Annotated in this window: 25 protein-coding genes; 13 read left to right on the top strand and 12 right to left on the bottom strand. The window is 72.6% G+C overall.

The window, feature by feature from the left end; genetic code table 11:
* Positions 1 to 64: 64 nt before the first annotated feature.
* Positions 65 to 1,402 carry an aminoacyl--tRNA ligase-related protein gene (locus tag ACO229_RS10545; RefSeq protein WP_423464867.1) on the bottom strand — a complete coding sequence of 446 codons (1,338 nt, stop codon included), beginning with the start codon at positions 1,400 to 1,402 and terminating at the stop codon, positions 65 to 67.
* Positions 1,403 to 1,562: 160 nt separating this feature from the next.
* Entirely contained in the window at positions 1,563 to 2,453 is an 891-nt protein-coding gene (gene ypfJ / locus ACO229_RS10550) for a KPN_02809 family neutral zinc metallopeptidase (protein ID WP_397430048.1), read from the bottom strand.
* A gap of 394 nt (positions 2,454 to 2,847) precedes the next feature.
* On the opposite strand from ypfJ, the gene ACO229_RS10555 reads away from it, so the two are divergent.
* On the top strand, positions 2,848 to 3,918 hold the full coding sequence (locus tag ACO229_RS10555) for an MBL fold metallo-hydrolase (RefSeq protein ID WP_423464868.1): 1,071 nt from the start codon (positions 2,848 to 2,850) through the stop codon (positions 3,916 to 3,918).
* A gap of 44 nt (positions 3,919 to 3,962) precedes the next feature.
* Here the strand turns inward: ACO229_RS10555 and ACO229_RS10560 are convergent, their stop codons facing one another.
* The 3 genes from ACO229_RS10560 to ACO229_RS10570 form a co-directional block, all read right to left on the bottom strand.
* A complete protein-coding gene (locus ACO229_RS10560) occupies positions 3,963 to 4,535 on the bottom strand; it encodes a hypothetical protein (RefSeq protein WP_423464869.1) in 573 nt (190 codons plus the stop codon).
* 141 nt (positions 4,536 to 4,676) lie between these two features.
* Positions 4,677 to 6,113 (bottom strand): serine hydrolase domain-containing protein, encoded by a 1,437-nt coding sequence (locus tag ACO229_RS10565; RefSeq protein WP_423464870.1) that lies wholly within the window; start codon positions 6,111 to 6,113, stop codon positions 4,677 to 4,679.
* Between the two features lie 17 nt (positions 6,114 to 6,130).
* Positions 6,131 to 6,784, bottom strand: coding sequence for a DedA family protein (locus tag ACO229_RS10570; protein WP_397430043.1), 654 nt, complete (start codon positions 6,782 to 6,784; stop codon positions 6,131 to 6,133).
* Positions 6,785 to 6,913: 129 nt separating this feature from the next.
* Between ACO229_RS10570 and ACO229_RS10575 the strand changes: the two genes are divergently transcribed.
* A complete protein-coding gene (locus ACO229_RS10575) occupies positions 6,914 to 8,113 on the top strand; it encodes a sensor histidine kinase (protein WP_423464871.1) in 1,200 nt (399 codons plus the stop codon).
* Complete coding sequence (locus tag ACO229_RS10580; protein ID WP_423464872.1) at positions 8,104 to 8,742, top strand: response regulator transcription factor; 639 nt, start codon at positions 8,104 to 8,106, stop codon at positions 8,740 to 8,742. The genes ACO229_RS10575 and ACO229_RS10580 overlap by 10 nt, the downstream gene beginning before the upstream one ends.
* A gap of 3 nt (positions 8,743 to 8,745) precedes the next feature.
* Here the strand turns inward: ACO229_RS10580 and ACO229_RS10585 are convergent, their stop codons facing one another.
* A complete protein-coding gene (locus ACO229_RS10585; protein ID WP_423464873.1) occupies positions 8,746 to 9,852 on the bottom strand; it encodes a serine hydrolase domain-containing protein in 1,107 nt (368 codons plus the stop codon).
* 129 nt (positions 9,853 to 9,981) lie between these two features.
* Between ACO229_RS10585 and ACO229_RS10590 the strand changes: the two genes are divergently transcribed.
* The 6 genes from ACO229_RS10590 (at position 9,982) to ACO229_RS10615 (ending at position 14,108) form a co-directional block, all read left to right on the top strand.
* A complete protein-coding gene (locus ACO229_RS10590; RefSeq protein ID WP_423464874.1) occupies positions 9,982 to 10,230 on the top strand; it encodes an NAD-dependent epimerase/dehydratase family protein in 249 nt (82 codons plus the stop codon).
* Positions 10,231 to 10,314: 84 nt separating this feature from the next.
* Complete coding sequence (locus ACO229_RS10595; RefSeq protein ID WP_423464875.1) at positions 10,315 to 10,962, top strand: TauD/TfdA family dioxygenase; 648 nt, start codon at positions 10,315 to 10,317, stop codon at positions 10,960 to 10,962.
* On the top strand, positions 10,959 to 11,936 hold the full coding sequence (locus ACO229_RS10600) for a hypothetical protein (protein ID WP_423464876.1): 978 nt from the start codon (positions 10,959 to 10,961) through the stop codon (positions 11,934 to 11,936). Before ACO229_RS10595 ends, ACO229_RS10600 begins: the two co-directional genes overlap by 4 nt.
* A gap of 41 nt (positions 11,937 to 11,977) precedes the next feature.
* Positions 11,978 to 12,787, top strand: a complete 810-nt coding sequence (locus ACO229_RS10605) for a protein phosphatase 2C domain-containing protein (RefSeq protein WP_423464877.1) — start codon at positions 11,978 to 11,980, stop codon at positions 12,785 to 12,787.
* A gap of 10 nt (positions 12,788 to 12,797) precedes the next feature.
* The gene (locus ACO229_RS10610) at positions 12,798 to 13,253 is read left to right on the top strand and encodes an NUDIX hydrolase (RefSeq protein ID WP_423464878.1); all 456 of its coding nucleotides are present in this window, start codon (positions 12,798 to 12,800) and stop codon (positions 13,251 to 13,253) included.
* 210 nt (positions 13,254 to 13,463) lie between these two features.
* Positions 13,464 to 14,108, top strand: a complete 645-nt coding sequence (locus ACO229_RS10615; RefSeq protein ID WP_397430033.1) for a LysE family translocator — start codon at positions 13,464 to 13,466, stop codon at positions 14,106 to 14,108.
* Between the two features lie 44 nt (positions 14,109 to 14,152).
* Here the strand turns inward: ACO229_RS10615 and ACO229_RS10620 are convergent, their stop codons facing one another.
* Positions 14,153 to 15,493: an FtsX-like permease family protein gene (locus ACO229_RS10620; protein WP_397430032.1), complete on the bottom strand. Its 1,341-nt coding sequence runs from the start codon at positions 15,491 to 15,493 to the stop codon at positions 14,153 to 14,155.
* The gene (locus ACO229_RS10625; protein ID WP_423464879.1) at positions 15,490 to 16,194 is read right to left on the bottom strand and encodes an ABC transporter ATP-binding protein; all 705 of its coding nucleotides are present in this window, start codon (positions 16,192 to 16,194) and stop codon (positions 15,490 to 15,492) included. The genes ACO229_RS10620 and ACO229_RS10625 overlap by 4 nt, the downstream gene beginning before the upstream one ends.
* 206 nt (positions 16,195 to 16,400) lie before the next feature.
* On the opposite strand from ACO229_RS10625, the gene ACO229_RS10630 reads away from it, so the two are divergent.
* Positions 16,401 to 17,561 carry a protein kinase family protein gene (locus ACO229_RS10630; protein WP_423464880.1) on the top strand — a complete coding sequence of 387 codons (1,161 nt, stop codon included), beginning with the start codon at positions 16,401 to 16,403 and terminating at the stop codon, positions 17,559 to 17,561.
* Between the two features lie 6 nt (positions 17,562 to 17,567).
* On the opposite strand, the gene ACO229_RS10635 is transcribed toward ACO229_RS10630, so the two are convergent.
* Positions 17,568 to 18,287, bottom strand: a complete 720-nt coding sequence (locus ACO229_RS10635; protein WP_423464881.1) for an ASCH domain-containing protein — start codon at positions 18,285 to 18,287, stop codon at positions 17,568 to 17,570.
* Positions 18,288 to 18,444: 157 nt separating this feature from the next.
* Between ACO229_RS10635 and ACO229_RS10640 the strand changes: the two genes are divergently transcribed.
* From ACO229_RS10640 to ACO229_RS10650, 3 genes are all read left to right on the top strand, one after another.
* A complete protein-coding gene (locus ACO229_RS10640; RefSeq protein ID WP_397430029.1) occupies positions 18,445 to 19,392 on the top strand; it encodes a sugar phosphate isomerase/epimerase family protein in 948 nt (315 codons plus the stop codon).
* A 135-nt stretch (positions 19,393 to 19,527) separates the two neighbouring features.
* Positions 19,528 to 19,929 (top strand): DUF6234 family protein, encoded by a 402-nt coding sequence (locus ACO229_RS10645; protein ID WP_423464882.1) that lies wholly within the window; start codon positions 19,528 to 19,530, stop codon positions 19,927 to 19,929.
* Between the two features lie 88 nt (positions 19,930 to 20,017).
* Entirely contained in the window at positions 20,018 to 20,533 is a 516-nt protein-coding gene (locus tag ACO229_RS10650) for a GNAT family N-acetyltransferase (protein ID WP_423464883.1), read from the top strand.
* 116 nt (positions 20,534 to 20,649) lie between these two features.
* Here ACO229_RS10650 and ACO229_RS10655 read toward each other — a convergent pair whose 3' ends face one another.
* From ACO229_RS10655 to ACO229_RS10665, 3 genes are read right to left on the bottom strand one after another with little or no spacing between them, the layout of a single operon-like run.
* Positions 20,650 to 21,861 carry an ABC transporter permease gene (locus ACO229_RS10655; protein WP_423464884.1) on the bottom strand — a complete coding sequence of 404 codons (1,212 nt, stop codon included), beginning with the start codon at positions 21,859 to 21,861 and terminating at the stop codon, positions 20,650 to 20,652.
* Positions 21,858 to 22,556, bottom strand: a complete 699-nt coding sequence (locus ACO229_RS10660; RefSeq protein ID WP_423464885.1) for an ABC transporter ATP-binding protein — start codon at positions 22,554 to 22,556, stop codon at positions 21,858 to 21,860. Before ACO229_RS10660 ends, ACO229_RS10655 begins: the two co-directional genes overlap by 4 nt.
* Positions 22,553 to 23,635 (bottom strand): peptidoglycan-binding protein, encoded by a 1,083-nt coding sequence (locus ACO229_RS10665; protein ID WP_423464886.1) that lies wholly within the window; start codon positions 23,633 to 23,635, stop codon positions 22,553 to 22,555. The genes ACO229_RS10660 and ACO229_RS10665 overlap by 4 nt, the downstream gene beginning before the upstream one ends.
* Position 23,636 lies beyond the last annotated feature (1 nt).

Consider the following 23,636-nt stretch of genomic DNA (forward strand, 5'->3'; position numbering starts at 1 on the left):
GCCCCGCCGTTGAGTGCTGGATATTCGCCCTCCTGACACACTGAAAGGGGCGAATATCCGGCACTCAACGTTCGAGAGTGGGGCGGTGGGAGCGGGTGCGGGCCGCGGTGTCCAGGCGGGCGGCGAGCGCGGCGAGCGGGACGTCGACGCGGGTGCCCGACGACGGGTCGGTCACCGCGAGCACACCCGCCTCCATCTCCCTCGGGCCCAGCACTCCGAGGAGGGCGTCGCGGCGCCGTCGGGCCAGGCGGATCCGGTTGCCGAGCGAGCCGTGCCGCTCGACCCGGACGCGCAGGCCGCGGGCACGCAGGTCCGCGACCAGGGCGTCGACTGCGGTCTCGGCGGGGGAGCCGTCGGCACCGGAACCGGGCGAACCGGCCTCGGGTGAGCCGGCGCCCCCGACGGGGAGCAGGCAGAGCTGCACGGGTGCCAGCCAGAACGGGAGGCGTCCGCCGTGCCGCTCCAGCAGGAAGGCGACCATCCGCTCCATCGCCCCGACGGTGCCGCGGTGGATCATCACCACGCGCTCCCGCTCCCCCGAGGCCGCCACGTAGGTGAGGTCGAACCGTTCGGGCTGGTTGAAGTCGAGCTGCACGGTCGCGAGGGTCTCCTCGTGGCCGCGGGCGTCGAGCACCTGGACGTCGACCTTGGGTCCGTAGAACGCGGCCTCTCCCGGCTCGGCCCGCCAGTCCAGGGTGCCCGCGACGTCGTCGAGCACAGCGCGCAGCGCCGCCTCGGCCGCGGCCCACTGCCCGGGCTCGCCCAGCCACCGGTCCGAACCGTCACGCCCGGACAGCCGCAGGTAGGACACCTCGATGCCGAGGGTGTCGAGCACCTCCAGCACGGCGGTCAGCGCGGTGCTGACCTCTGCCTCGACCTGGTCGGGCCGGCAGAAGACGTGGGTGTCGTCGAGGTTGATCTGCCGCACCCGGCTCAGCCCGGACAGGACGCCGGACCGCTCCGCCCGGAACATCGCCGCGAGCTCGGAGTACCGCACGGGCAGGTCCCGGTACGAGCGCGGTTCCGAGGCGTAGATCTGCGCGTGGTGCGGACAGTTCGCGGGCCGCAGCACGAGCGGGTCGGCGTCCGGGTCGGCGTCCGGGTCGGCGTCCCGGTCGGCGTCGGCCAGCGGCGGGAACATGTCGTCGGCGAACTTGGCCCAGTGTCCCGACCGCTCGTACAACGAGCGCTTGCCCAGCACGGGCGAGTACACGGGTTCGCAGCCGGTGCGCAGGGCCACCTCGCGCGCGTACTGCTCCAGCTCGTACCGGACGGCGGCCCCGGCCGGCAGCCACAGCGGCAGCCCGGGGCCGACGAGCGGGCTGGTGTCGAAGATCCGCATGTCGCGGCCGAGCTCGCGGTGGTCGACGGGATGGTCGGCAGGGCGTTCAGAAGTGTTCACGGTGCTCCTTCGGGAGGGAGCAGCCCCGGTCACCGCCGTCGTGCACGACGAAGGCCCCGGAGCGAGCTCCGGGGCCTGGTTGCTGGGTGCAGGTCAGCGCGCGCCGGAGGGGTCCGGCGTCGTCGTGCGTGCGCTGAGGTGCATGCTGCTCACGGTAACGTCACAGGGTGGCGGCGTCCAGCGCGTTGCAGTCCTGGATGGTGCCGCCCTCGTAGCCGATGCTGAACCACCGGACGCGCTGCTCGCTGGAGCCGTGCGAGAACGCCTCCGGGTTGACGCCACCACCGGAGCGCCGCTGGATGTTGTCGTCGCCCACGGCCGCGGCGGCGGACAGCGCCTGCTCCAGCTCGTCCTGGGAGATCGGTTCGAGGAAGGTCACGCCGGTGTCCGGGTCCACGGTCGTGGCGGCGTTGCCCGCCCACATGCCGGCGAGGCAGTCGGCCATGAGCTCGATGCGCACGGAGTCCGACTCGGGGCCGGTCCCCCGCCGGTCGGCCCGCTCGAACAGCCCGAGCTGGTTCTCGATGTGGTGGCCGAACTCGTGCGCGGTCACGTACATCTCTGCCAGCGGACCGCCCTCGGCGCCGAACTGGCTGGAGAGCTGGTCGTAGAACGTGAGGTCCTCGTACACGGTGGTGTCGGCCGGGCAGTAGAACGGACCGGTCGCCGACGTCGCGGACCCGCAGCCCGTGTTCACGGCGTCGGTGAAGCTCACGACCTCGGGGAGCTGGTACTCGACGCCGCCCTGCTGCGGGAGGGTCGTCTCCCAGTACGCGTCGAGGGACTGGACCGCGGCGTTGAGCCGGCACTCGGGATCCGCGTTCGCCTGCTCCGCCGTGCAGCCGGCGATGTAGCCCTGCTCGCCGCCGCCCCCGGCGTCGGAGGTGGTGCCGCCGAGGATGTCGGCGGGGCTGTTGCCGGTGAGCACCATGTAGAGGAGGGCGACGATGAGCACGCCACCGCCGCCGACCCCCGCGCCGACCGCGCCGCGCCGACCGCCGCCCTTGCGGACGCGACCGCCCTCGAACTGCCCGCCCTCGTTGAACGTCACCTGCCAACGCTACCGCGGCCCGGGTCAGGTCACCCGGGAGCCGGGGAGGGTCCCGGCGGGCGAAGCGAGCCGCGGCGGGGCGGGACGAGCCGCGGCGGGCCAGGCCGGGACGAGCCCCAGCCAGCCGGGGCAGGACGAGCCGGGACGTGCCGAGCCAGCCGGGGGGGCGGAACGTGCCGAGCCAGCCGGGGGCGAGCCAGCCGGGGGCGAGCCGGCCGAGGGCGAGCCGGCCGAGGGCGAGCCGGCCGAGGCGGAGACACTCCCTCGGCCGGGCATGTGTCACTCCACGTAGACATCGTCTACACACAGCAACGCACCCCCGCGGGGCACATCCCCGGGGCAATCCCCGGGGCACCGTCGCGCCGATGGACCGCCCTCTTCGTACGATCAGTCGGTGCACCTGTTGCGTCACGCAGAGCTGTCCCGTCGCGCCCTCCTCGCCGCGGGGCTCCTCCCCCTCGTCGGCTGCGCACGGGATCCCGGCAAGGCGACCACCACCTCGACCACCGCGCCGCCGCCCGCCGCATCCCCGCAGGCCACGTCCCCCCACCCGCGCACCCCCTCGCCCGGAACGCCCGAAGACGCCACGCCGACGGCGGTACCCACCCAGGCGACGGCCGGCACGCCGGTCCACGGCGATCCCGCCGAGGAGGCCGCGCGGCTCGCGGGCGACGACCCCGTGCTGCACGCGCTGGTCGCCGCGATGACGCCGGGCTGGCTGCCGCCGTCGGCCCCGGACCCGGAGCCGACGCGGATCTTCGACGACGTCGCGGTGGTCGGCACCGACTTCGTGTCGGCCACGGCCCTGGAGACGTCCGACGGCGTGATCCTGGTCGACGCGCTCGAGTCCCGGGACCAGGCGGCGGACATCCTGGTGCCGGGGCTGCGCCGGCTCGGCGTCGACCCGGCCCGGATCCGGTACGTGGTAGCGGCGCACGGGCACGCCGACCACTTCGGCGGCGCCCAGTACCTCGCCGACCGGTACGGTGCCCGCGTGCTGATGAGCGCCGCCGACTGGGACGTGGCCGCCGCCGACGGCTCGCCCGACGTCCCCGAGCGGGACCTGGTGATCACCGACGGTCAGCGGCTCACGCTGGGCGGCACCGCCGTGCGTCTCTGGCTCACGCCGGGCCACACCCCCGGTACCGTCTCGCCGGTGTTCCCCGTGCGATGGCACGGACGCCGTCACACCGCAATGCTGTGGGGCGGGACCGGCCTGCCGGAGGCGGCGTCGGGCAAGCGCGACTACCTGCGGTCCGTGATCCGGTACGCCGCGCTGATGCGCCGTGCCGGGGTCGACGTCGAGCTGAACAACCACGCCCAGACCGACCACGGGCTGGAACGCCTGCGCGCGCTCCGGGACGGGTCCGCCGGCCGGGACAACCCGTTCGTCCTGGGCCGGGCCGGCGCGCAGCGTTTCATGCGGGTCCTGGAGCTGCTGGTCCGCGCCCGGATGGACGCGTAGGGCGCGGGGCGCGGACCGTACGGCCGCGCCCCGGCTCAGGCGGTTCAGCAGGGATCGATCTTCCAGATCGGGTTCCAGTAGATGTCCTTGCCGGTGTTCGGGCCGATGGTGTCGGCCACCGAGTTGTCGGCCCGCAGGAACCGCGCCGTCACGTCCTGGCTGTTCTGGGCGTATACGGTGCCCGTGAAGTTGGTCAGCTCGTAGTACTGACCAGGCTGCAGGCAGTGGTAGAGCGCGTAGGCGGTCCACTGGCCGTCGGCCTCCTGGTTGCGCACGCACAGGCGGTACAGGGGGCAGTCCTCGACCATGTACCGCGAGTCCTGCTCGGTGAGGTTGGCCCGGACGTCCTCCGGCTTCGGCCAGATCGACGGGTCGCCCTTGGCCGGCGCGTACGCCGCCCCGTCGTCGCCGGCCGACCAGCTCCCGCCTCCGCCACCACCTCCCCCACCGCCCGTGCCGCCGCCGTCGAGCCGTGCCTCGGCGGCGGCCGTTCCCCCCGCAGTGCTCGCGACGGCCGGCGCCGCCACGCCCACCGCGAGGACCGACAGCAGCGCGACGACGACGGCGACCAGCCGTCTCCCCAGTTTCGTGCCCGCACCAGTGCTGGAAATGCTCATGTCTCGGCTCTCCCCGTGTCACCAGACGGCCTGCCTCTCAGGCCGTGGCGAGCGTAGGACGCGCCGTGAGCGGTTCCCAGGGCGTTCGGCGCAGGCCGAAAACCGCCCCAGGACCGTATCTTCACCCGCGCCGGACCCTCTTTAGCGGCCCGTGCGGCTCCGGTACGCCTCGACCGGCCACGCCGTCATCGCGCCGATGCGCACGGAGACGATCGCGCCGTCGGCGTCACGCTCCACCTGGACCGCCTCCCCCACCGTGCCGAACCCGGCCACGGGCTCGTGGAGCAGGCTCCCGCCCGAGACCACCAGCCGCTGCGCCACCTCGGCCGGCTGCGGGGAGCGCGGGTTGATCGCGTGCAGGATGCCGCCGAGGTCGACGACGTCGGCCACGCCCCACAGGTTGGCGAACCGTCCCACGGGCGCGTCGGCCGGGACGGGCGCCACACGGTCGCCGTCGGCCCCCTTCCCCGGTGCGGCAGACGCCGCGACCTCGTCCGCGGCCGCGAGCGCCAGGTCGATCAGCTGGACCACGCCGTTGGCGATCTGGCCGGCGATGCCGTCGACGGCGTTGGTGAGGGCGGAGACGACGAGCCCGTCGACCGGGTCGATCCAGGTGCGCGTGATGTGCCCGGGGTAGCCCCCGGAGTGGCCGACGAGCTCGCGGTCGCCGACCTTGCCCACCTCGATGCCGACGCCGTACCGGCCGAGCTCCTTGCCGCGCACGGTGACGCGGGACTCCTCACGCTGCATGATCCGCTTGCTGGCGTCGCTGATCAGCGTGGTGTCGCCGAGCACGTGGGCCGAGCCGTAGCGGACCATCTCCCGTGCCGTGGAGTACCAGCCGGTGGCGGCGGCCATGGCGCGGGTGTCGACGTGCGGGACGACCTGGCGGACGTCGCCGTGCGTGATGCGGCCGGTGTGCCCGGCGGCGTACTCGGCGGCGCGGGCGGGGTCGAGCTCGGACCCGGTCCGGGTCAGCCCGAGCGGCGCGACGACGGCGGCGCGCGCCACCTCGTCGTACGTCTTGCCGGTGACCCGCTCGATGATGATGCCGAGCAGGCTGTAGCCGATGTTCGTGTACTTGAAGTGCTCGTTCGGCTCGAAGACGATCCCCTCGGCGCGCACCACGTCCAGCACCTGCTCCCGGTCGAGGAAGGGCTTGTGGTGCTGCCAGAAGTCCCCGTCGGACGAGTCGCGGACGATGCCGCCCTGGTGACCGAGCAGCTCCCGGACGGTGACGTCGGCGGCGCGCGTGCCGTCGAGCTCGGGCACGAGGGTGCCCACGGCGTCGTCCAGGCGCAGCTCGCGGCGCTCGACGAGCTGCATGACCATGACGCCGGTGAACGTCTTGGAGTGGGACGCGACGCGGAAGAGGTGGTCGCTGGTGAGGTCCTCGCCGGTCTCCAGGTCGGCCTTGCCCCAGGCGAGGTCGACGAAGACCTCACCGCGGCGGCCGACGGCGAGCTGCAGGCCGGGCATGCCGTGGTAGGCGGCCTGGAAGGAGGCCCAGTCGGCCAGGTAGGGGGCGATGGTGCGGAGGGTCCGGGCGGTGCGGTCGTCAGTCAGGTCATCAGTCACAGCAGCATCATGCCCGGTCAGCGCTGGCGGGCGTGCCGCGGGGTGTCCTGGCCCTGGCGGCCGCGCAGCGTCTTGACCAGCCACCACACCACGAGCAGGACCACGACCACGATGACGACCTTCTGGAACACGCCGACGCTCTCCTCGACGATGTGCCACTGGTCGCCCAGCAGGTACCCGGCTCCGACCAGGAGGGTGTTCCAGACGCCGGACCCCAGGGTCGTGAACGCGAGGAACCGCCAGACCGGCATGCGCTCCACCCCTGCGGGGATGGAGATGAGACTGCGCACGATCGGGATCACCCGGCCGATCAGCACCGCCCAGTCGCCGTGCCGGTTGAACCAGGCCTCGGCCTTGTCGACGTCCTCCAGCTTCACCAGGGGCATACGGTCCACGATGCTGCGCAGGCGGTCGCGCCCCAGCCAGGCGCCGAGCCCGTACAGGATGATCGCACCGACCACGGAGCCTGCCGTCGTCCAGACGAGGACCTGCCACAGGACGAGGCTGCCCTGCGAGGCCGTGAACCCGGCCAGGGGCAGGATCACCTCGCTGGGCAGGGGCGGGAAGAGGTTCTCCAGGGCGATCGCTACGCCAGCGCCGGGTGCGCCGAGAGTCTCCATGAGCCCGATGGCCCAGTCGGCGACGGTCGTGGCGAAGCTTTGTGTCGTCATGCCCCAACGCTATGTGACCGCGAGGGGGTCGGCGGACTGCGGTGCTCCCCCAGGTCAGGGCGGTAGGCCGGAGGAAGGGGTGCGGTTTGCCGCAGTCCGCGCCGCCGGCACCGTCATTATCCTGGCGACGTGGACTCCGCCCCCGCTGCCTGGCGCAGCACCCCTGCCCGCATGCTGGGGGGCTCCGCCCTCGGGGCGCTGACCTGGCCCGTGGACCTCGGTGCCGCCCTGGTGGCGGCCGTGGCGCGCCGTCCGACGCCGCCCGGGCCGGTCGGGCTGCTTGTCGCCTGGCACCGCCGGCGCACCGCACGCTTGCTCGGGTGGGCCGACGACGGCGCTCCGCCCACTCCCGCGCGGGCGGCCGCCTACCTGCTCGCCCGGGCCGGTGTCGGTGTGCTGGGCACGCTGGTGCTCGGGCTGCTGGCCTACGGGCTGTTCGCGGTGGTGGCGGGGCTGGCGTCGTGGCTGTTCGACGTGCGGTTCACCGTCGAGCCGCCGCTCCAGGGCGAGGAGCCCGGCATGACGACGGCCGAGCTGCTCACGATGGTGCCCCTCGGCGCCGTCCTGCTGTACCTCGACCTGATGGGGCTGTTCGGCGTCGGCGTGCTGGACCGGGCGGCCGCCGCGCGGTGGCTGGCGCCGAGCCGCAGCGAGCGGCTGGCGGCGCAGGTCGAGTCGCTGACGGTGAGCCGGGCGGAGCTGCTGGCGGCGCTCGACGCGGAGCGGGGGCGGATCGAGCGCGACCTGCACGACGGGGTACAGCAGCGGGCCGTGGCGGTGGGTCTGCTGGTGGACCGGGCGCGGCGGGCGTCCGCCGGGACCGCGGGCGGCGGCGGGGGCACGGCCGGGACCGCCGCGGTCAGGCTGCTGGAGCAGGCGGCCCGGGAGGTGGAGCTGCTGGTGGGTGACCTGCGGGAGGTGGCGTGGCGGGTGCGCCCGACCACGCTGGACACGCACGGGCTGGAGCCGGTGCTGCGGGAGCTCGTGGGCCGGGCGGCCGTGCCGACGGTGCTGGAATGGGCGGTGGCCGGCCGGCTGCCCGGCGGGGTCGAGGTGACGGTGTACTACGTGGTGGCGGAGGCGTTGACCAACGTGGCGAAGCACTCCGGGGCGCAGGCGGCAGGGGTCGCCGTGTCGCTGGTCACCGGCCCTGCGGACGCCGTCGTCCACGTGGTAGTCAGCGACGACGGCGTCGGCGGCGCGCGACCGCGACCCGGCCACGGGCTGGCCGGCCTGGCCGGGCGGGTGGCCGCCGCGGGCGGCACGCTGGGCGTGGTCAGCCCGGCCGGCGGGCCGACGAGGATCGAGGTGACGCTGCCGTGCGCGTGATGCTGGCGGAGGACTCCGCGCTGCTCCGGGAGGGCATCCGCAGCCTGCTGACGGACGAGGGGCACGACGTCGTCGCGACGTACGGCTCCGCCGAGCCCCTGCTGGCGCGGCTGGCGGCGGAGCGGCCCGACGTCGTCGTGCTCGACGTGCGGATGCCGCCCACCCACACCGACGAGGGCGTGCGGGCGGCGGCGGAGATCCGGGAGCGGTGGCCCGACGTCGGGATCCTGGTGCTGTCGCAGTACGTGGAGCGGGAGTTCACCGGGGTGCTGCTCAGCGACGAGGCGCGCGGCGTCGGGTACCTGCTCAAGGACCGGGTGATGCGGGTGGACGACTTCCTGGACGCGTTGTCCCGGGTGGCCGCCGGCGGGCTCGTGCTGGACCCGGAGGTGGTGGGGCAGCTGTTCCGGTCGACCACGCACGCGCTGGGCGGGCTGACGTCGCGGGAGCTGGAGGTGCTCGGGCTGATGGCCGAGGGCCGGACGAACGCCGGGATCGCGGCGGCGCTGTACGTGTCCGTGTCGGCGGTGGAAAAGTTCGCCAATGCGATCTTCGACAAGCTCGGGCTGCGCGCCGGGGACGGGTACAACCGGCGGGTGCTGGCGATCCTGCGGTACCTGGAGGCGTGAGGCTCACGTCAGGCAGTACGCCGCCGTCGCGGCCGCCGCGAACGGGACGAAGCCGTCGCCCGTGCCCGAGGCGAGCAGCAGGGTGAGGCCGCGGCCGTCGTCGCGCCGGTAGGCGTAGGTGACGTAGCCGAGCAGCTGCCCGCCGTGGCCCCAGAGGCTGCCGCCGCACGGCAGGTCGAAGCGCTCCAGGCCGAGCCCGTAGTGGAAGCCCATGCCCATCGGCACGGTCGTGCGCATCTCGGCCAGGGACTCGTCACTGATGAGGTCCCCGCCGAGCAGCGCGTCGAAGAAGGTCTGGAGGTCGCCCGCCGTCGAGACCATCTCGCCGGCCGCCCAGTCGAGGGAGACGTTCTGCTCGGTGACGTCGACGGTCTCTCCGTCGTCGAGGGTCGTGGTGGCGTGGACGGCGGGCTCCAGCAGGCCGGGGTCGTCGCCGGGGAACGTGGTGCCGTGCAGGGCCAGCGGTTCCAGGATCCGGTGCCGGACGACGTCCGCGTACGGCCGGCCGGTGACCGCCCCGACCAGCCTGCCCGCCACGACGTAGTTGGTGTTGGAGTAGCGGAAGTCCGTGCCCGGCGGGAAGTAGGGCGCGTGGCGGAACGCCTCGGCGAGCAGCTCGTCCGGGGTGTAGGCGGTGAGGCGGGCGGCGCCGCGCCAGCGGTTGGTGGACCAGCCCTCGCCCTTCATGTAGTCGTACAGACCGCTGGTGTGGTTGAGGACCTGGCGGACGGTGATGGCCGCGCCACCCGGGACGGTGCCGGGCAGGTAGGTCTCGACGGGGGCGTCGAGGTCCACGCGTCCCTCGTCGACGAGCTGGAGGATCGTCGTCGCGACGAAGGTCTTGGTGACGCTGCCGATGCGGAAGCGCTCGTCGCCGGCGGGTGGCTTGGTGAGGCCGGGCCTGGCACGGCCGGACGTCCAGGTGCCGGACGGACCAGGGGCGGTGACCGAGAGGAGGGTGGCGGAGGTGGACGTCGAGGTGCTCGCGGCGACGGCGCCCAGCACCTGCGGGCGGGCCAGGCTCACGGTGAGTGCGGCCCCGGTACCGAGAGCCAGGGTGGTGACGAGGACGGCGCCGATCGCGCGGCGAGCGGTGGACGGTGCGGACATGACCCTCAACCTAGGAATCGGCCCGATCCCCCCGGACTGCGGGAAGCCGTACCGGCTGCTGCGGGACACCGCCGGGCCGTCTGTCGAGCCGCAATCGGCGCCGCAGGTGAGGCGCCCTAGGGTGATCCGGTGCGCATCTTCCTCGCCGGAGCGACCGGCGTGATCGGGTCCCGTCTGCTGCCGCTGCTCGGCGCGGCCGGTCACGAGGTCACGGGCACCACTCGTTCGGCCTCGCGTGCCGGTGCGATCGAAGGGCTCGGCGGCAGCCCCGTGGTCGTGGACGTGTCAGAACGGGCAGGTATTCACGACCTCCGGGTGCGGGACCTGGGCCAAGCAGTAGGCGATACGGGCCGGCTCCTGCACACGGCCCAGTCATAGTCGGCCACCCTGTCCGCTTTGCTATGATTCTCTGGCACTTCTACCGGTCACGTCGCGAACCTCGGACGCACAAGGAGTTCCCGTATGCGTGACCTCTCAGGGAGGGTGCAGAACCGCGGCATCGTCGTTCTGCCGCAGCTCACCCCGGCCGAGTTTCGCGCGGCCATGGCCGAACTGGGTCCGATCTACCACCACCCTGACGGCGACGCCGTCGGACGTACTCTGATCAGCCCTTCAGGTCGCCGAGGTGAACCCGGACCCGGCTTCACCATGCAGGCTCTGCCCCTGCATACCGACCGCTCGTCACTACCCGATCCGCCTCGCTATCTCGGGATGCACCTGGTCGGCTACGACGCCGACATGGGTGGAGCGCCGCTGTTCGCCGACCTCGACCTCGCTACGACCGGGCTGCCGCCCGATTCGCTCCTGAGCTTGTCGATCGAATCGACCACGGGCGGTCGGAGACTGCCTCTCCGGCTCGCAGGGCCGAGCGGGCTGAGGTACCGCGACGACGCCCACTACCGTCTGTCCGGGCCGGCCGCTCTCGTGGCAGAGATCCGCCGCCGGATGCAACAGGTCACCCAGGTCGTTGACTGGCTGCGCTGCGGTGATGCGTACATCATTGACAACCATCGGATCGCGCACGGACGCACCCAGATCGTCAGTCCGGACCGGATCGGCATAAGGATCCTGGCCTACTCACCCGAACAAACAGGAGCGATGAATTCGTGAGCGTCACCCTCCCGTACTGGACGTCGCCCACATTCGCGGAGGATGTACGCGCGCACGTCGCCGGGGGACTGACCGAGGACCAGCTGATGTCGGTCCTCGAAGACACGTCACAGCCAGCCGACGATCGGTTCACCTGTCTCTACGCACTGCTCCAAGATCTCCACCGGGAGGAACGGGAGGCCGAGTACCAGCGCCTCGTCAGCACGTACGAAGCGGAGTTCGGTGCGAACCCTTACTACGACACGTTCCGCGCGATCTCAGCGGTCGGCGATGGAACCTCCGTGGGCCAGTTCCGCCAGGCTCTCCGCCATTCCAGGCAAGCGATCAGCGTACTGGGCGACAGGCCTGGGGTCTGGCACCAGTACGCCGCGCTCTACGCCGACCTGGGCGATCTGGCTCCGGAGCTGGTCACGCCAGCCGAGCTCGACTTCGCGCTCGAGGCCGTCGATAACGCCCTTCGCACGACGACCCGTGACAACCCGAACTTTCACTTCACCCGAGCACGACTTCTCCGGCACGCCGGACGCATCGCAGAAGCCCTGACCGAAGCACAAGTGGCCATCCATCATCAGGAGGCTCGCACTCCGGGCGGCGTCCGACGCCTTGCTCGCTACGAGGCGCTGCGGTCACGCCTACTCATCGACCGCCAGAGCAGTGACCTGCTCGGGCAGATCGCTGAGACCAAGTCGGCCTTGGATGCTTCTCGCGGCGACCAGGTCCAGCTTCTGGGCGTGCTCGCCGCCGTGATCGCTCTCATCACCACTGCCGTGACGATCGCGACGCGTATCGAGGTGGCGGACGGCGTCCCGCTCGTCCTCGCCTCCGCAGGAGCCATCACCATCGCCTTCTCCTGCCTCATGTGGGCCGGCGGGGTTCGTTCCGTGCGACGACTCATACCAGCGATCATCCTCGGGCTACTCATGTGCCTCGCTTCCGTTCACATCGTGGGCCTGGCGGACCTGACACCGTGGTGACGCTGCCCGGAGCCACCCACCGACACACCAGGAAGCGACGAATGGCGAACAGCACCAGCGGCCTGACCGTACTCGACACCGCCACGCGGCAGGGTGTGGGCGAGTTCAACGAGGACCTGGCAGGAAACAACGACACGTGCGCGTGGATGTTCGACGGCGCAACTGACACGATCGGCACCTTCCGACCGGACCCTCGCACGACCGGCGCCTACTGGATATCTCGCACGTGCGACGAGTGGCTACGGCGCCATGACCTCACCCAGCGCCCCGCAGAGACCATCACCGAGCTCGCTGCACACGTGAAGGCGTCACTCCGCGACGCGGGAATGCCAAGGGAAGCGCTTCCTCCGGCATGCTCGGCAGGCATCGTCAGGCGCTCCGCCGACGAGGTCGCGGCCGCTATCGTCGGGGACATCTTCGTCTACCACGACGGCCGAGACGACCTGCTTGACTACCCCGCGTTCGGCGCCAACGAGCGACGGGCCGTACGCGCTCAGACCTCGCCCCAGCAGGCCGCAGAGGGCATCGCCGAGCGCCGACGTCGCTATCTCGCCGGCAGCGACGGCGCCTGGGTGCTCGGCGACAACCCGTACGTCGCCGCCGGTGCGCGAACGATCGCCTGGCCGGCAGTGCGCGGCGACATCGTCCTTCTCGCAACCGACGGATTTGCGCGGGCAGTCACCGACTACAAGATCGCCGCATCATGGCATGAGCTCGTCGAGCTCGTGCGAGAACGCTCTGCGTCCAGCGTCATCGACATGATCCGGGAGCACGAATCGACCGCGGACACGCAGGCTGCGCTGTTCAAGAAGTCGGACGACGTCTGCGTGTCCCTTGTCCAGATCACTTGAGAGGGAACCCATGCTCACCACACGATCCGCCGAAGAGCCGTACCTCATCGAGCGCAATCCCGGCTACTTCGAGTACCAGCTCCCCATCTCGGTGAAGGCGGTGATCAACTGGAAGGGTCAGCTTCCCCTGCTGCGCAACGAGCGCGACGAGTGGGAACTTCCCGGCGGCAAGCTCGACCTCGGTGAGGAACCCGCCACGTGCCTCGCCCGGGAGATCAGCGAGGAGCTCTCCTGGAATGCCGAGGTCGGGGAGCCCTACTACGCCTGGGTGTATGAAATCTTCCCTCACAGGCACGTGTTCGTGCTGACCTACCTCGCCACCTACGACGGTGATGCCGCGCCTGTCTACAGTCACGAGCACAAGGAGCTCGTCCTGGTCAGGCCCGAGGAGGTCCGCGGTCTCCACATGCCCGAGGACTACAAGAAGGCGATCCATCAGGCGGTCGAGCGAGGTCATTTCGGCTGAAGGGACCGACAGCCCTCGTCTCCCCCGCGCCATCCGGCCGCCACCCCAGCGGCCAAATTACGACTCTGCGCGAGTTCACCGACCCCAGCGTGCCGCTCGTTCGACCATCGACCTCGGCCCGAACGGCCGGTAACACCCTCACTGGCCGTCGCACGGGGTCACCTCGAAAACACCTGACGGGCCCCGCGACCCGGTCGCTACCATCGCCTCATGCCCGAGACCACCCAGCTCGTCGCCTTCCTGGCGGCGTCCGTCGTCTTCATCGCACTGCCGGGACCCAGCGTCCTGTTCGCGATCGGCCGCGCCCTGACCGTCGGCCGCCGCGACGCCCTCCTCTCCGTGAGCGGCAACGCGCTGGGCCTGCTCGTCCAGGTGGGCTTCCTGGCGGTGGGGCTGGGTGCGCTCGTCGAGGCGTCGGCCACCGCCTACACCGTGCTCAAGCTCGTGGGCGCGGGGTACGTCATCTATCTCGGCATCCAGGCGATCCGGCACCGCGCGGACGCCCGCCTCGCCCTCGCCGCGCCCGAGGGCGCTCGCCCCACGAGCGCGCGGCGAGCGGTCTGGACCGGGTTCGTCGTCGGCGCCACCAACCCGAAGACCATCGTCTTCTTCGCGGCCTTCCTGCCGCAGTTCATGAACGACGCCGCTCCCGCCGCACCCCAGCTGCTGTTCCTCGGCCTGCTGTTCGGCGTGCTGGCCCTGTGCCAGGACTCGATCCTCGCGCTGGTCGCGTCGCAGGCGCGCACGTGGTTCTCCCGCGAGCCGAGGCGGCTGGACCACCTGAGCGTGGCCGGCGGGCTCGCGATGGTCGGGCTCGGCGCGGGGCTCGCACTGGAGGGCCGGGTCCGGGCCTAGGGCCTGGCCCTGGCTGCACGTGGTGAGCTGACGGATACGGCGGCTCAGGACCCCTGCGACTGACGGACGGCGGCCCCGCCCGTCGCCCAGCGGGCGACGGGGAGAGCGGAGCCGGCAGCCAGGACCGCACAGGCCACGGCGACGGCGAGCACGGGCCACCAGTCCGGCCGGCCGGGATCCGCCCCGTGCGCCGACGCGTGCCCGGCCGCGGTGAGCACGACCACCACGGTGACCAGCACCGCCTGCACCACCGCGACCAGCAGGACCAGGACCACGTCCGCCGCGACGACCCGCAGGACGTCCGCCCGTGCGGCGCCCGCCAGCCGGAGCGCGGCCAGCTCGCGCCGGCGCCGCTCGGTGGACATCGCGAACACGACGGCCACCGAGATCGCGGTGTACACGAGCGCGAGCCCGATCACGCTGCCCACGGCCACGTAGTCGGCCGTCGTCAACCCCTCCCGGCCCGCGCCGGCGATGGTCGAGGTCCCGGCAAGGACTCCGGACGCCAGGGCGACCGTGACCAGGACCGGCGTGACGGTCGCCACCGTCCGGCGCAGGTCGGTCCGCGCCGCCGCCAGCGCGAGCAGCAGGGGCCCGCCGCGCGCCAGGAGCCCGGTCGCGCCCAGGATCACCCGTGCCAGCACCGGGCCGCACAGGGCGGCCAGCGCGGTCAGGGTGAGCGTCAGCAGCACCAGGTAGGCGGTGGCCGACGGCGTGTCGGCCTCACCGATCAGCGCGATCTCCAGCACCGCTCCGGCGGCCAGCAGCACGACGCCGACGAGCCGGACGGCCCCCGTGCGGACCACCGGTACACCGGCGTCGCGCAGCGCGGCGGCCGCAGGCACACGACTGCTGGTCAGCGCCACCGGGACGGCCGCCGCCAACGCCACGACGAGGGCGACCCCGGCGGACAGCGCGGCCGGCCACACCGGCAGGGCGGTCTCCAGCGCCGCGGGGGCGAGGCCGGCGTCGGACAGGCCACGGGCGGCCAGGGGCGCGAGCGGCAGACCGCACAACGCTCCCCCGACCGCGGCGACCAGACCCACGACGAACGCCTCCACGAGCAGGAGCGCACCCGTCCGCGCTCCGCTCGCACCGGCCAGCCGAAGGAGTGCGAGCTCGCGTTGCCGCTGCACCGCGGAGTACGACAGGGTCGAGGAGGTCACGAAGGTCGCCGCAAGCACCGCCACAGCGGTGGCGTTGGCCAGCAGGGTCGTCGCCAGCGTGGCCAGGTCCGGGGCGGGCCCGACCACCTCGGGACGGCGCACGGCGACGACGGCGCTGGTCGTCACGGTCAGCAGCGCCGCGGCCAGCGCGACCGACACGAACGCACCCGCGAACCCGGCAGGGTGCGCGCGCACGCTCCGCGCCGCGATGCCGATCATGCCGCCTGCCCCAGCCGGGCGAGACGGCCACCGAGCTCGACCGCGTCGCGTGAGGCCGATTCCCCCACGATGCGCCCGTCACGCAGGTACACGACCCGGTCAGCGGCGGCCGCGGCGACCGGGTCGTGCGTCACCATCACGACCGTCGTACCGGCCTCGTCGACCAGGCCCCGCAACAGGTCCAGCACCTGCGCGCGCGAGCCGGTGTCGAGCGCCCCCGTCGGCTCGTCCGCGAACAGCACACGCGGCCGCAGCGCGACGGCGCGCGCCATCGCGACCCGCTGCTGCTGACCACCTGACAGCGCGCCGGGCAGGCGATGCTCGACGCCCGACAACCCCACACGATCCAGGGCGGCCGCCACCGCACGCCGATCAGCCCGCCGACCGCCGACCAGTCGCGGGAGGGCCACGTTCATCCAGACCGGGAGTGTCGGCACCAGGTTGTAGTCCTGGAACACGAACGCCACCTGCTCACGGCGCAGACGCGAACGTGCCCGGTCGCCGAGGCCCGCCACGTCGTGGCCGGCCAGCACCACGCTGCCCTCGTCGGGCTCGTCCAGCCCCGCCGCGCAGTGCATGAGCGTGGTCTTGCCCGACCCGGACGGGCCCATGATCGCGGTGAACGTCGCCGGCGCGAACTCCACCGAGACCTCCCACAGCCCCAGGACACGTGCGGTACCGGCACCATGGTGCTTCGTCACGGCACGCACCTGAACCGGGGCACCAACATCGCTCATGCCATCGAACGTAGGGCGCAGGCCGATGGGGCGGCTTCCGGTGATCTCCCGAGATCCACCCGGATCCGACCCTGGGCCGCCTCAGGGTCACGGCGCTCCGTCACCGACGACAGCCTCCGCATGCCGTCACGTCCGGGCGGCCTGGTCACACGATTGGTACGGTCCAGGTCGTGAGTGTCGGGCGCGGTGAGCCGAGCGGTACGGACTCGCGCGGGTCGCTGACGCACGGGCAGTGGACGACACCGCGCGAGCGCCCGCGTGCGCGGACCGCAGGTCGCTCCCGTGACGCGCGCCTGGCCCGCCATGGCGTCGTCTCCACGGCGCTGGCACTCCACAGCGACCACAGACTTCGCGAGCTCGTGGACGCCGGCACGCCGGCCGGCAGCGGCATCGGCGGGCAGACCGTGGTCGTGGACGTCGACGGAACCCCGGTCTTCGTCAAGCAGGTGCGCCTCACCGACCTGGAGCGACAGGCGGAGAACGTCCGCTCCACGGCCAACCTGTTCGACCTGCCGCTCTTCTGCCACTACGGCGTGGGCACCATCGGCGGCCCCGGGTTCGGTGCCTGGCGTGAGCTGGCCGTACACGCCATGACCACGGGCTGGGTGATCGCCGGTGACCACGACGGCTTCCCGCTGATGCACCACTGGCGGGTGCTGCCGGACGCGGGGCAGCCGCTTCCGGAGGAGCTGGCCGACGTTGACCGAGCCGTCACTTACTGGGGCGGCGGTGCGGCGATCCGCCGCCGGATCGAGGCGCTGCGCGACTCCTCGGCCAGCATCCTGCTGTTCCTGGAGTACATCCCGCAGAACCTCCACGACTGGCTGGACGGTCAGGTCCGCGCCGGTGGCGCGGCTGCTACGGAGGCTTGCGCCATGGTGGACCAGGAGCTGCGAGCCGGGATCTCGTTCATGAACGACCGCGGCCTGCTGCACTTCGACGCCCACTTCCAGAACATCCTGACCGACGGCGAGCGTCTGTACCTCGCTGACTACGGCCTCGCGATCTCCTCCCGCTTCGAGCTCACGCCGGACGAGGCCGGATTCCTCGACGACCACCGTGGCTACGACCACCATTACGCCGCCACGCACCTGGTGAACTGGCTGGCCGTCGCCCTGTACGGACACGGACCGGAGGAACGGCGGGCGGCCGTGCGCTCCTGGGCCCAGGGCGAGACGCCGGAGGGTGTGCCCGCGGCCGTCGCCGCGCTCCTGACCCGTGACGCGCCCGTCGCCGCAGCGATGGGGAGCTTCTACCGCCGGTTCCAGCGAGAGAGCCGCACGACGCCGTACCCGGAGGAGGAGATCTCCCGGATCACGCGGCGGACCTGACGTCGCTCAGCCCCGGCCGACCACCCTGAAGCGCACGAACTCCACGACGTCGGCGTCGTCGATCCCGGGGTAGTAGTGAGTTCGCAGGGCCGTGCGCAGCTCGTCGGCCGTGCAGCCCTCCAGTGCGGCCTGAGGGTCGGAGATGTCGGCGAACCGCACGTGCTCCACGGATTCGACGACACCCGGAAGGCTCCGACAGGTGTCGTCGAACTCGAACAGGAGCGTCACCGGTCCGAGCGACGAAGGGTCGGCGAAGCGCGTCGTGGCAGTCTTCGTCCCGTCGACCACGCTCGACCAGTGCTGAGGGCTGAACCGCAGCAGGCGCGGCGGCTCGGCGTCCGGGTGCTGGGACGGGAACGGGAGCAGGTCGCGCAGAGGGACGGACCGCGGCCCGTCGACGTCGGGCACAATGACCCGGCAGTCCGGCTGCTGGTCCAGCAGCACCTGCCGGCACCGTCCGCACGGGGGCATGACGCCGCGCCCCTCGTCGCCGACCGCCACGATCAGCGAGATCGGGCCCGCACCCGCACCTGCGGCGGTGCCGAGCGCCACCAGCTCCGCGCACGGCCCACCGGTGAAGTGACCGACGTTCGCCCCGGTGTGGACGTCGCCGTGGACGTCCATCACCGCGGAGCCGACGGTGTTCAGGTACGTGCCGTCGGCCGGGAGGCGCGAGACGACGTCGTCCGCCGCGTCCACGAGACGCTGCTCGAGGGGGATCAGCATGGGACGACCATGACATGACCGGAGCGACGGGTCGACGTGATTTCCCGGCCGGCCCAGTCACCCCTTGACAGACATATTTCACCCGACAAGACTCTTTTGTGCGTCGCGCGTCAAAAGTCCGGCGTGCGGTGATCACGACAACGACGTCAGGAGCACGATGCGGGGTACACGACAGCGCTCACGACACCACCGTCGACGACTGCACGGCACCGCGCTGGTCGCGGCGCTCGCCCTGGGCACCCTCGCGGGCACCCCGGCAGCCACGGCCGCGGCGCCGGGGCACGCGGAACCAGGCTGCGGGCCAGGCCCCGGCATCCCGGACTCCCAGATCTCCATCCAGCTCTACACGCACGTCGGGGAGCTGGGCTCGGGAACACCGTCGGCCGACACGCTGGACCGGGTGCTCGGCGAGGTCGCCGACGCCGGGTTCCGCAACGTCGAGCTGTACGACCAGCCCTACGACATGCCCGTGGGGGAGCTCAAGGCGCTGCTGCGCGAGCACGGCCTGCGCGCGGCGTCGAGCCACGGCAGCACGGACTGGGAGACCTGGCCGCAGACCGTGGCCTACGCGAAGGCGCTCGGCCAGCGCTACGTGGGCTCCGGCAGCATCCCGGGCAGCACCGCCACCTACGAGGACGCCGTCGAGACGGCGGCCTACCTCGACCGGCTCGGTGAGTACTCCCGCGACCACGGCGCGGGCAAGATGCTGGTGCACAACCACACCGACGTCTTCGAGCGGACGTTCACGCACCCGGACACCGGCGAGACGGTCACCGCGTGGGAGGCCCTCGTGGAGAACACGAACCCGCGCTACGTCACCTTCGAGCTGGACGTCGGCTGGGCCGCGGAGGCCGGCATCGACGTCGTGGACCTCATCGAGGAGCACGGCGACCGGATCGAGCTGCTGCACGTCAAGGACGCCGTGAACATCGGCTCCGAGGAGGGGCTCACACAGGTGGGCCTGGGTGACGGCGAGATGGACCTGACCGGGATCCTCGGGGCGGCCCGCGGCGACGTGCGGTACTACACGTACGAGTGGGACTGGGCACCGTCGTTCGAGTCCTCGGCGCGGTCGTTCGACTACCTGGACTGCTTCCGGTACTGATCCGCGGACGACGGCGCGACCGGCTTCGGTCGCGCCGTCAGCGCCCCTTCAGTTTCCTTCCGCCCCGACATCCCCGAGCCGTACGATCCGCGCTATGACACGTTCGGGCCGAGGCGGGCAGCAGGGGCAGCCGGGATGAGCGACCCGGGCGAGAGCACCGGCGCCGGTCCTGGCGTGGCGGGCGAAGTCCTCGGGTCGCTCGCCGCGCTCGCCGGACCGTGGGTGCTCCTGTTCAACACCTGGAACGCCTACGGCTTTCTGACCGACGCCACCCCGGGGCCGAAGCACACCGTGGTCTATGCCGTCGTGGCGGCCATCATGCTGTCCGGGGTCGTGTGGACGTTCGTGTCGGCCCGGCGACGGGGTGCGCGCGTCCTCACGTACGTCTGGCACACGCTCGTGGCGGTCGTGGCAGTCGGAGCGATCGGACTGCTGGCCGTGCCCCAGGTGGACTGGCGCTCTCTCAACGATCCGCCGCCCGTGGAACAGAACCTGGACTACGAACCGTGCTACTCGGGCGGGGATCCCTGCGGCTGACCGAGCACACGAGGCCGACCAGAGCGCAGGTCTGGCAACGAGCTCCCGCCTGGACGCAAACCCCACCACCATCCGCTACGTTGTCCGCGTGCCCGACCTCCTCATCGCCCCGCGCCATCCGGCCCACCTGGATCGCACCGTCGAGGCACTGCGACTGGTCCACGAGAAGGACCGTTACCCCCTGGTCTGGCCCGACGACCCGAAGGCCTGGCTCACCCCGGCCAGCACGCTCGGCGCCTGGGTCGCTCTGTCGGACGGGGTCGTCGTCGGGCACGTGATGCTCGTGGAGGGGGGCGCCGTCGAGCACGCCGACCAGCTCGCCGAGGCCGCGGGTGTCCCCCTGGTCGGGCTCGCCGGGGTCAGCCGTCTGTTCGTCGCCCCGGCGGCACGCGGCATGGGCATCGCCTCGGCGCTCCTGGAACGTGTCGAGGACACGCCCACCCGGCGCGGCCGCCGTCTCGCGCTCGACGTCGTCGATGACGACGGCCCCGCCGTCCGCCTCTACGAACGCCTGGGCTGGACCCGCGTGACCCAGGGCCCGGCCACCTGGACCACCCCGTCGGGCACCCGCCCGACGTCGGCCGCCTACCTCTGCCCCCGCTGAGGCCACCGCCCGTCAGCCGGTCCGGGCCCGAGCATCTCCTCGAGGGGGCCACCCCTGGCGAGCGCCGGCCCGTCCGGGCGCTCCGGCGCTCGACCAGGGGCGGGCAAGGACGACGGTCACGCGGCCGTCAGCGCCTCCGTCGGCGACAGCCGCGACGCACGCGTCGCCGGGTAGAGGCCGGCGAGCCCGCCGATCACGACCGTCGCACCGACCGCCAATCCGGTCGCCCACGGCGGGACGACGGTGGGCCACCCCTGGAGCGCCGAGTACAGGGCGGTGACCGCGACACCGAGCAGCACGCCGCCCGCGCCCCCGAGCGCGGACAGCAGCACCGCCTCGACGAGGAACTGGTTGCGGATGTCGCCCCGGGTGGCACCCAGCGCGCGGCGCAACCCGATCTCACCCCGCCGCTCCAGCACCGAGACCACCATGGTGTTGGCCACGCCGATCCCCCCGACCAGGAGCGACACGGCACCCAGGCCCAGGAGCAGGGCGCTCAGCGTGCTGTCCGCGGCGTGCTGCGCGGCCAGCGCGTCGGACGGACGCGACACGTCGGCCTCGTTCGGCGCAGCCGGGTTCGCGGCCCGGGCCAGCATGCCCTGCACGGTGCCCACCGCGGCCGGGTCGGCCCGGGCGTAGACCGTGGTCGGGTACCCGTCGAACCCGAGCAGCCCGGTGGCCGCCGGCCAGCCGATCAGCGCCGCCGTGTCCAGTTCGGGCGCCAGCACCACCGGACCCAGGATGCCGACCACGGTGAACCACTGTCCGCCCAGGTACACCTGCTGGTCGGGGCCGACCGACCCGACGCCGAGCCCCGCGGCGGCGTCGGCGCCCAGCACGACGGCCGGGTAGTGCGCCGTGGCGTCGTTCAGGAAGGTGCCGGAGAGCACCGCACCGCCCACGGTGTCCAGCAGGTCGAGCTGGGCAGCCGTCACCGCGATGCTGCCCGACTCCGCGGCGGGCACGTGGTCGTTCCGGTACACCCGGGCCCCGCCGACCACGCCGGTGGCGCTCACCGTCTCGACCAGGTCCAGGTTCTCGACCATGGGGACCGACTCCGGAGGTAGGTGCGCCTCCTCGCCGAGCAGGCTCTGGCCCGGGCTGACGGTGAGCAGGTTGGTGCCGAGCGCCGCCATCTGCCGGTCGAGGTCCTCGCGGCTCGACGACGAGATGCCCACCACCGAGACCATCGCCGCGATACCGATCGCGATCCCGAGCGCCGACAGGACGATGCGGACCGGGCGTGAGCGCAGCCCGGAGCCGCCGGCACGGAGCAGGTCCGCGCCGGACAGGCGGGCCGGCCGGAGCCGGGCGGGTCGGGCGGTCACGAGAGGGCTCCGGCCGGGCTGCTGTCGGCGACCTTCACGCCGTCGCGCACCTCCACCTGCCGGGGCAGGGAGGCGGCGATGTCCCGGTCGTGGGTGATGACCACCACCGTGGTGCCCACGCCGTTGAGCTCGCGCAGCAGGTCCATGACACCGCTCCCGGAGGCCGAGTCGAGGTTTCCGGTGGGTTCGTCGGCGAGCAGCAGGAGCGGGTCGCCGACGACGGCGCGCGCCACCGCGACCCGTTGCCGCTCGCCGCCCGACAGCTCGTGCGGACGGTGCCCGGTCCGGTGCGACAGGCCCACCCGGTCGAGGGCCCGCCGTGCGCGGACGAGCCGTTCGGAGCGCCGGGTCCCGGAGTACAGCAGGCCGTCGGCCACGGCCTCCAGCACGGGCACGCCGGGCGCGAGATGGAACTGCTGGAAGACGAAGCCGATCGTCCGGGCGCGCAGGGCGGAGAGCTCGGCGTCCGCGAGCGATCGGACGGCGTGGCCGTCGATCGCGACGCTGCCGGTGGTGGGCCGGTCGAGGGTGCCGAGGATGTTGAGCAGGGTCGACTTGCCCGAGCCGGACGGGCCGACGATGCCGACAAGCTCCCCGCGCGTGATGCGGAGCGAGACCTGGCGCAGGGCCGTGACGCCGCCCGGGTACTCCTTGGAGGCGTCGTCGAGGACGGCGATCGGCGGTGGCGCGCTCATTCCGCGACCCCGACCGTGACGCCCTCGGCGATGCCGGGGCCGCTGACCTCGACCATGCTCTGCGCGAACACGCCGGTCTCGACGGGGACGAACGTGGTGGTGCCGTCCTCGACGACCTCGACCGTGTACCCGCCGTCGGGTGCCGCCACCAGGGCGGTGACCGGCACCATCAGCACGTCCTCCCGCTCGCCGGTGACGATGCGCAGCGTGACCGGCGCGGAGTCGAACCCCCCGGCCAGCGCCTCCGGCTTCTTGATCTGGACGACGACGGTCACGAACGTCTCCTCCTCGATCTCCTGGGCGACCTTGCCCACGCTGCTGACCTTGCCGTCCACGGTGGTCCCGTCCGGCAGCGTGATCGTCGCCGGGTCGCCCTCGGCCACCAGGTGCTGCAGCTCGACGTCCAGCGGGATGGTCGTCACGGGAGTGGTGCCGGTGTAGGTGACGACCTGCTGGTTCGGTTCGGCGCCGAGGTGGCTGCCGGGGACGAGGCCGCCGAGCGCGATCCGGATGTCGCCGTCGTGCACGAAGACCTGGCCGGGGGCGACGGTGCCGGTCTGCGGCCAGCCGACGTCCGCCTGCCAGGTGGAGACGGCGGTGGCCGTCGCGGCGTCGTAGGTGTCGTCCACGTCGAGGTCGGTGTGGCCCAGGTCGTGCAGGCTCTGCTCGAGCTGCTCGACGTCGGTGCCCACGGAGCCGACGCCGAGCACCCGGTACGGCTGGACGGTGCCGTGCAGCAGCAGCACGGGCTCGTCGTCGACGGCGTAGACCGGCTCCCCGAGGCCCACGGTCGTGCCCGCACCGGCGACCCAGGTCACCACGCCGGAGTCCTGCTGCGCGACGAGCCCGACCGGCTCGCCGTAGGAGATCAGCCCGCCGACCTGCTGGGTCTGGGTGAGGGTGCCGCGGGTGACCTCGGCCGTGGCGGGCGGCAGGCCGTCGGCGTCCGGGGGCGGTGGCGGGCTGCCGCCGAAGCCGTGCGCCGCCGCGAGCGCCGCCCCGGCGGCCGCGACGATGCCCGCCCCGACCAGCAGGCGCCGTCGGACGGCGGTCCGGGGTGTCCTGGTGCGGGATGTCACG

Source organism: Promicromonospora sp. MS192 (assembly GCF_049532985.1).
Lineage (GTDB): Bacteria > Actinomycetota > Actinomycetes > Actinomycetales > Cellulomonadaceae > Promicromonospora.

Bases quoted from the DNA above. Each gene is read 5' to 3' on its own strand.
- ACO229_RS10560 (WP_423464869.1), bottom strand. From the start codon at position 4,535: ATGAGCATTTCCAGCACTGGTGCGGGCACGAAACTGGGGAGACGGCTG.
- ACO229_RS10570 (WP_397430043.1), bottom strand. From the start codon at position 6,784: ATGACGACACAAAGCTTCGCCACGACCGTCGCCGACTGGGCCATCGGG.
- ACO229_RS10585 (WP_423464873.1), bottom strand. From the start codon at position 9,852: ATGTCCGCACCGTCCACCGCTCGCCGCGCGATCGGCGCCGTCCTCGTC.
- ACO229_RS10595 (WP_423464875.1), top strand. From the start codon at position 10,315: ATGCGTGACCTCTCAGGGAGGGTGCAGAACCGCGGCATCGTCGTTCTG.
- ACO229_RS10605 (WP_423464877.1), top strand. From the start codon at position 11,978: ATGGCGAACAGCACCAGCGGCCTGACCGTACTCGACACCGCCACGCGG.
- ACO229_RS10610 (WP_423464878.1), top strand. From the start codon at position 12,798: ATGCTCACCACACGATCCGCCGAAGAGCCGTACCTCATCGAGCGCAAT.
- ACO229_RS10615 (WP_397430033.1), top strand. From the start codon at position 13,464: ATGCCCGAGACCACCCAGCTCGTCGCCTTCCTGGCGGCGTCCGTCGTC.
- ACO229_RS10620 (WP_397430032.1), bottom strand. From the start codon at position 15,493: ATGATCGGCATCGCGGCGCGGAGCGTGCGCGCGCACCCTGCCGGGTTC.
- ACO229_RS10635 (WP_423464881.1), bottom strand. From the start codon at position 18,287: ATGCTGATCCCCCTCGAGCAGCGTCTCGTGGACGCGGCGGACGACGTC.
- ACO229_RS10640 (WP_397430029.1), top strand. From the start codon at position 18,445: ATGCGGGGTACACGACAGCGCTCACGACACCACCGTCGACGACTGCAC.
- ACO229_RS10645 (WP_423464882.1), top strand. From the start codon at position 19,528: ATGAGCGACCCGGGCGAGAGCACCGGCGCCGGTCCTGGCGTGGCGGGC.
- ACO229_RS10660 (WP_423464885.1), bottom strand. From the start codon at position 22,556: ATGAGCGCGCCACCGCCGATCGCCGTCCTCGACGACGCCTCCAAGGAG.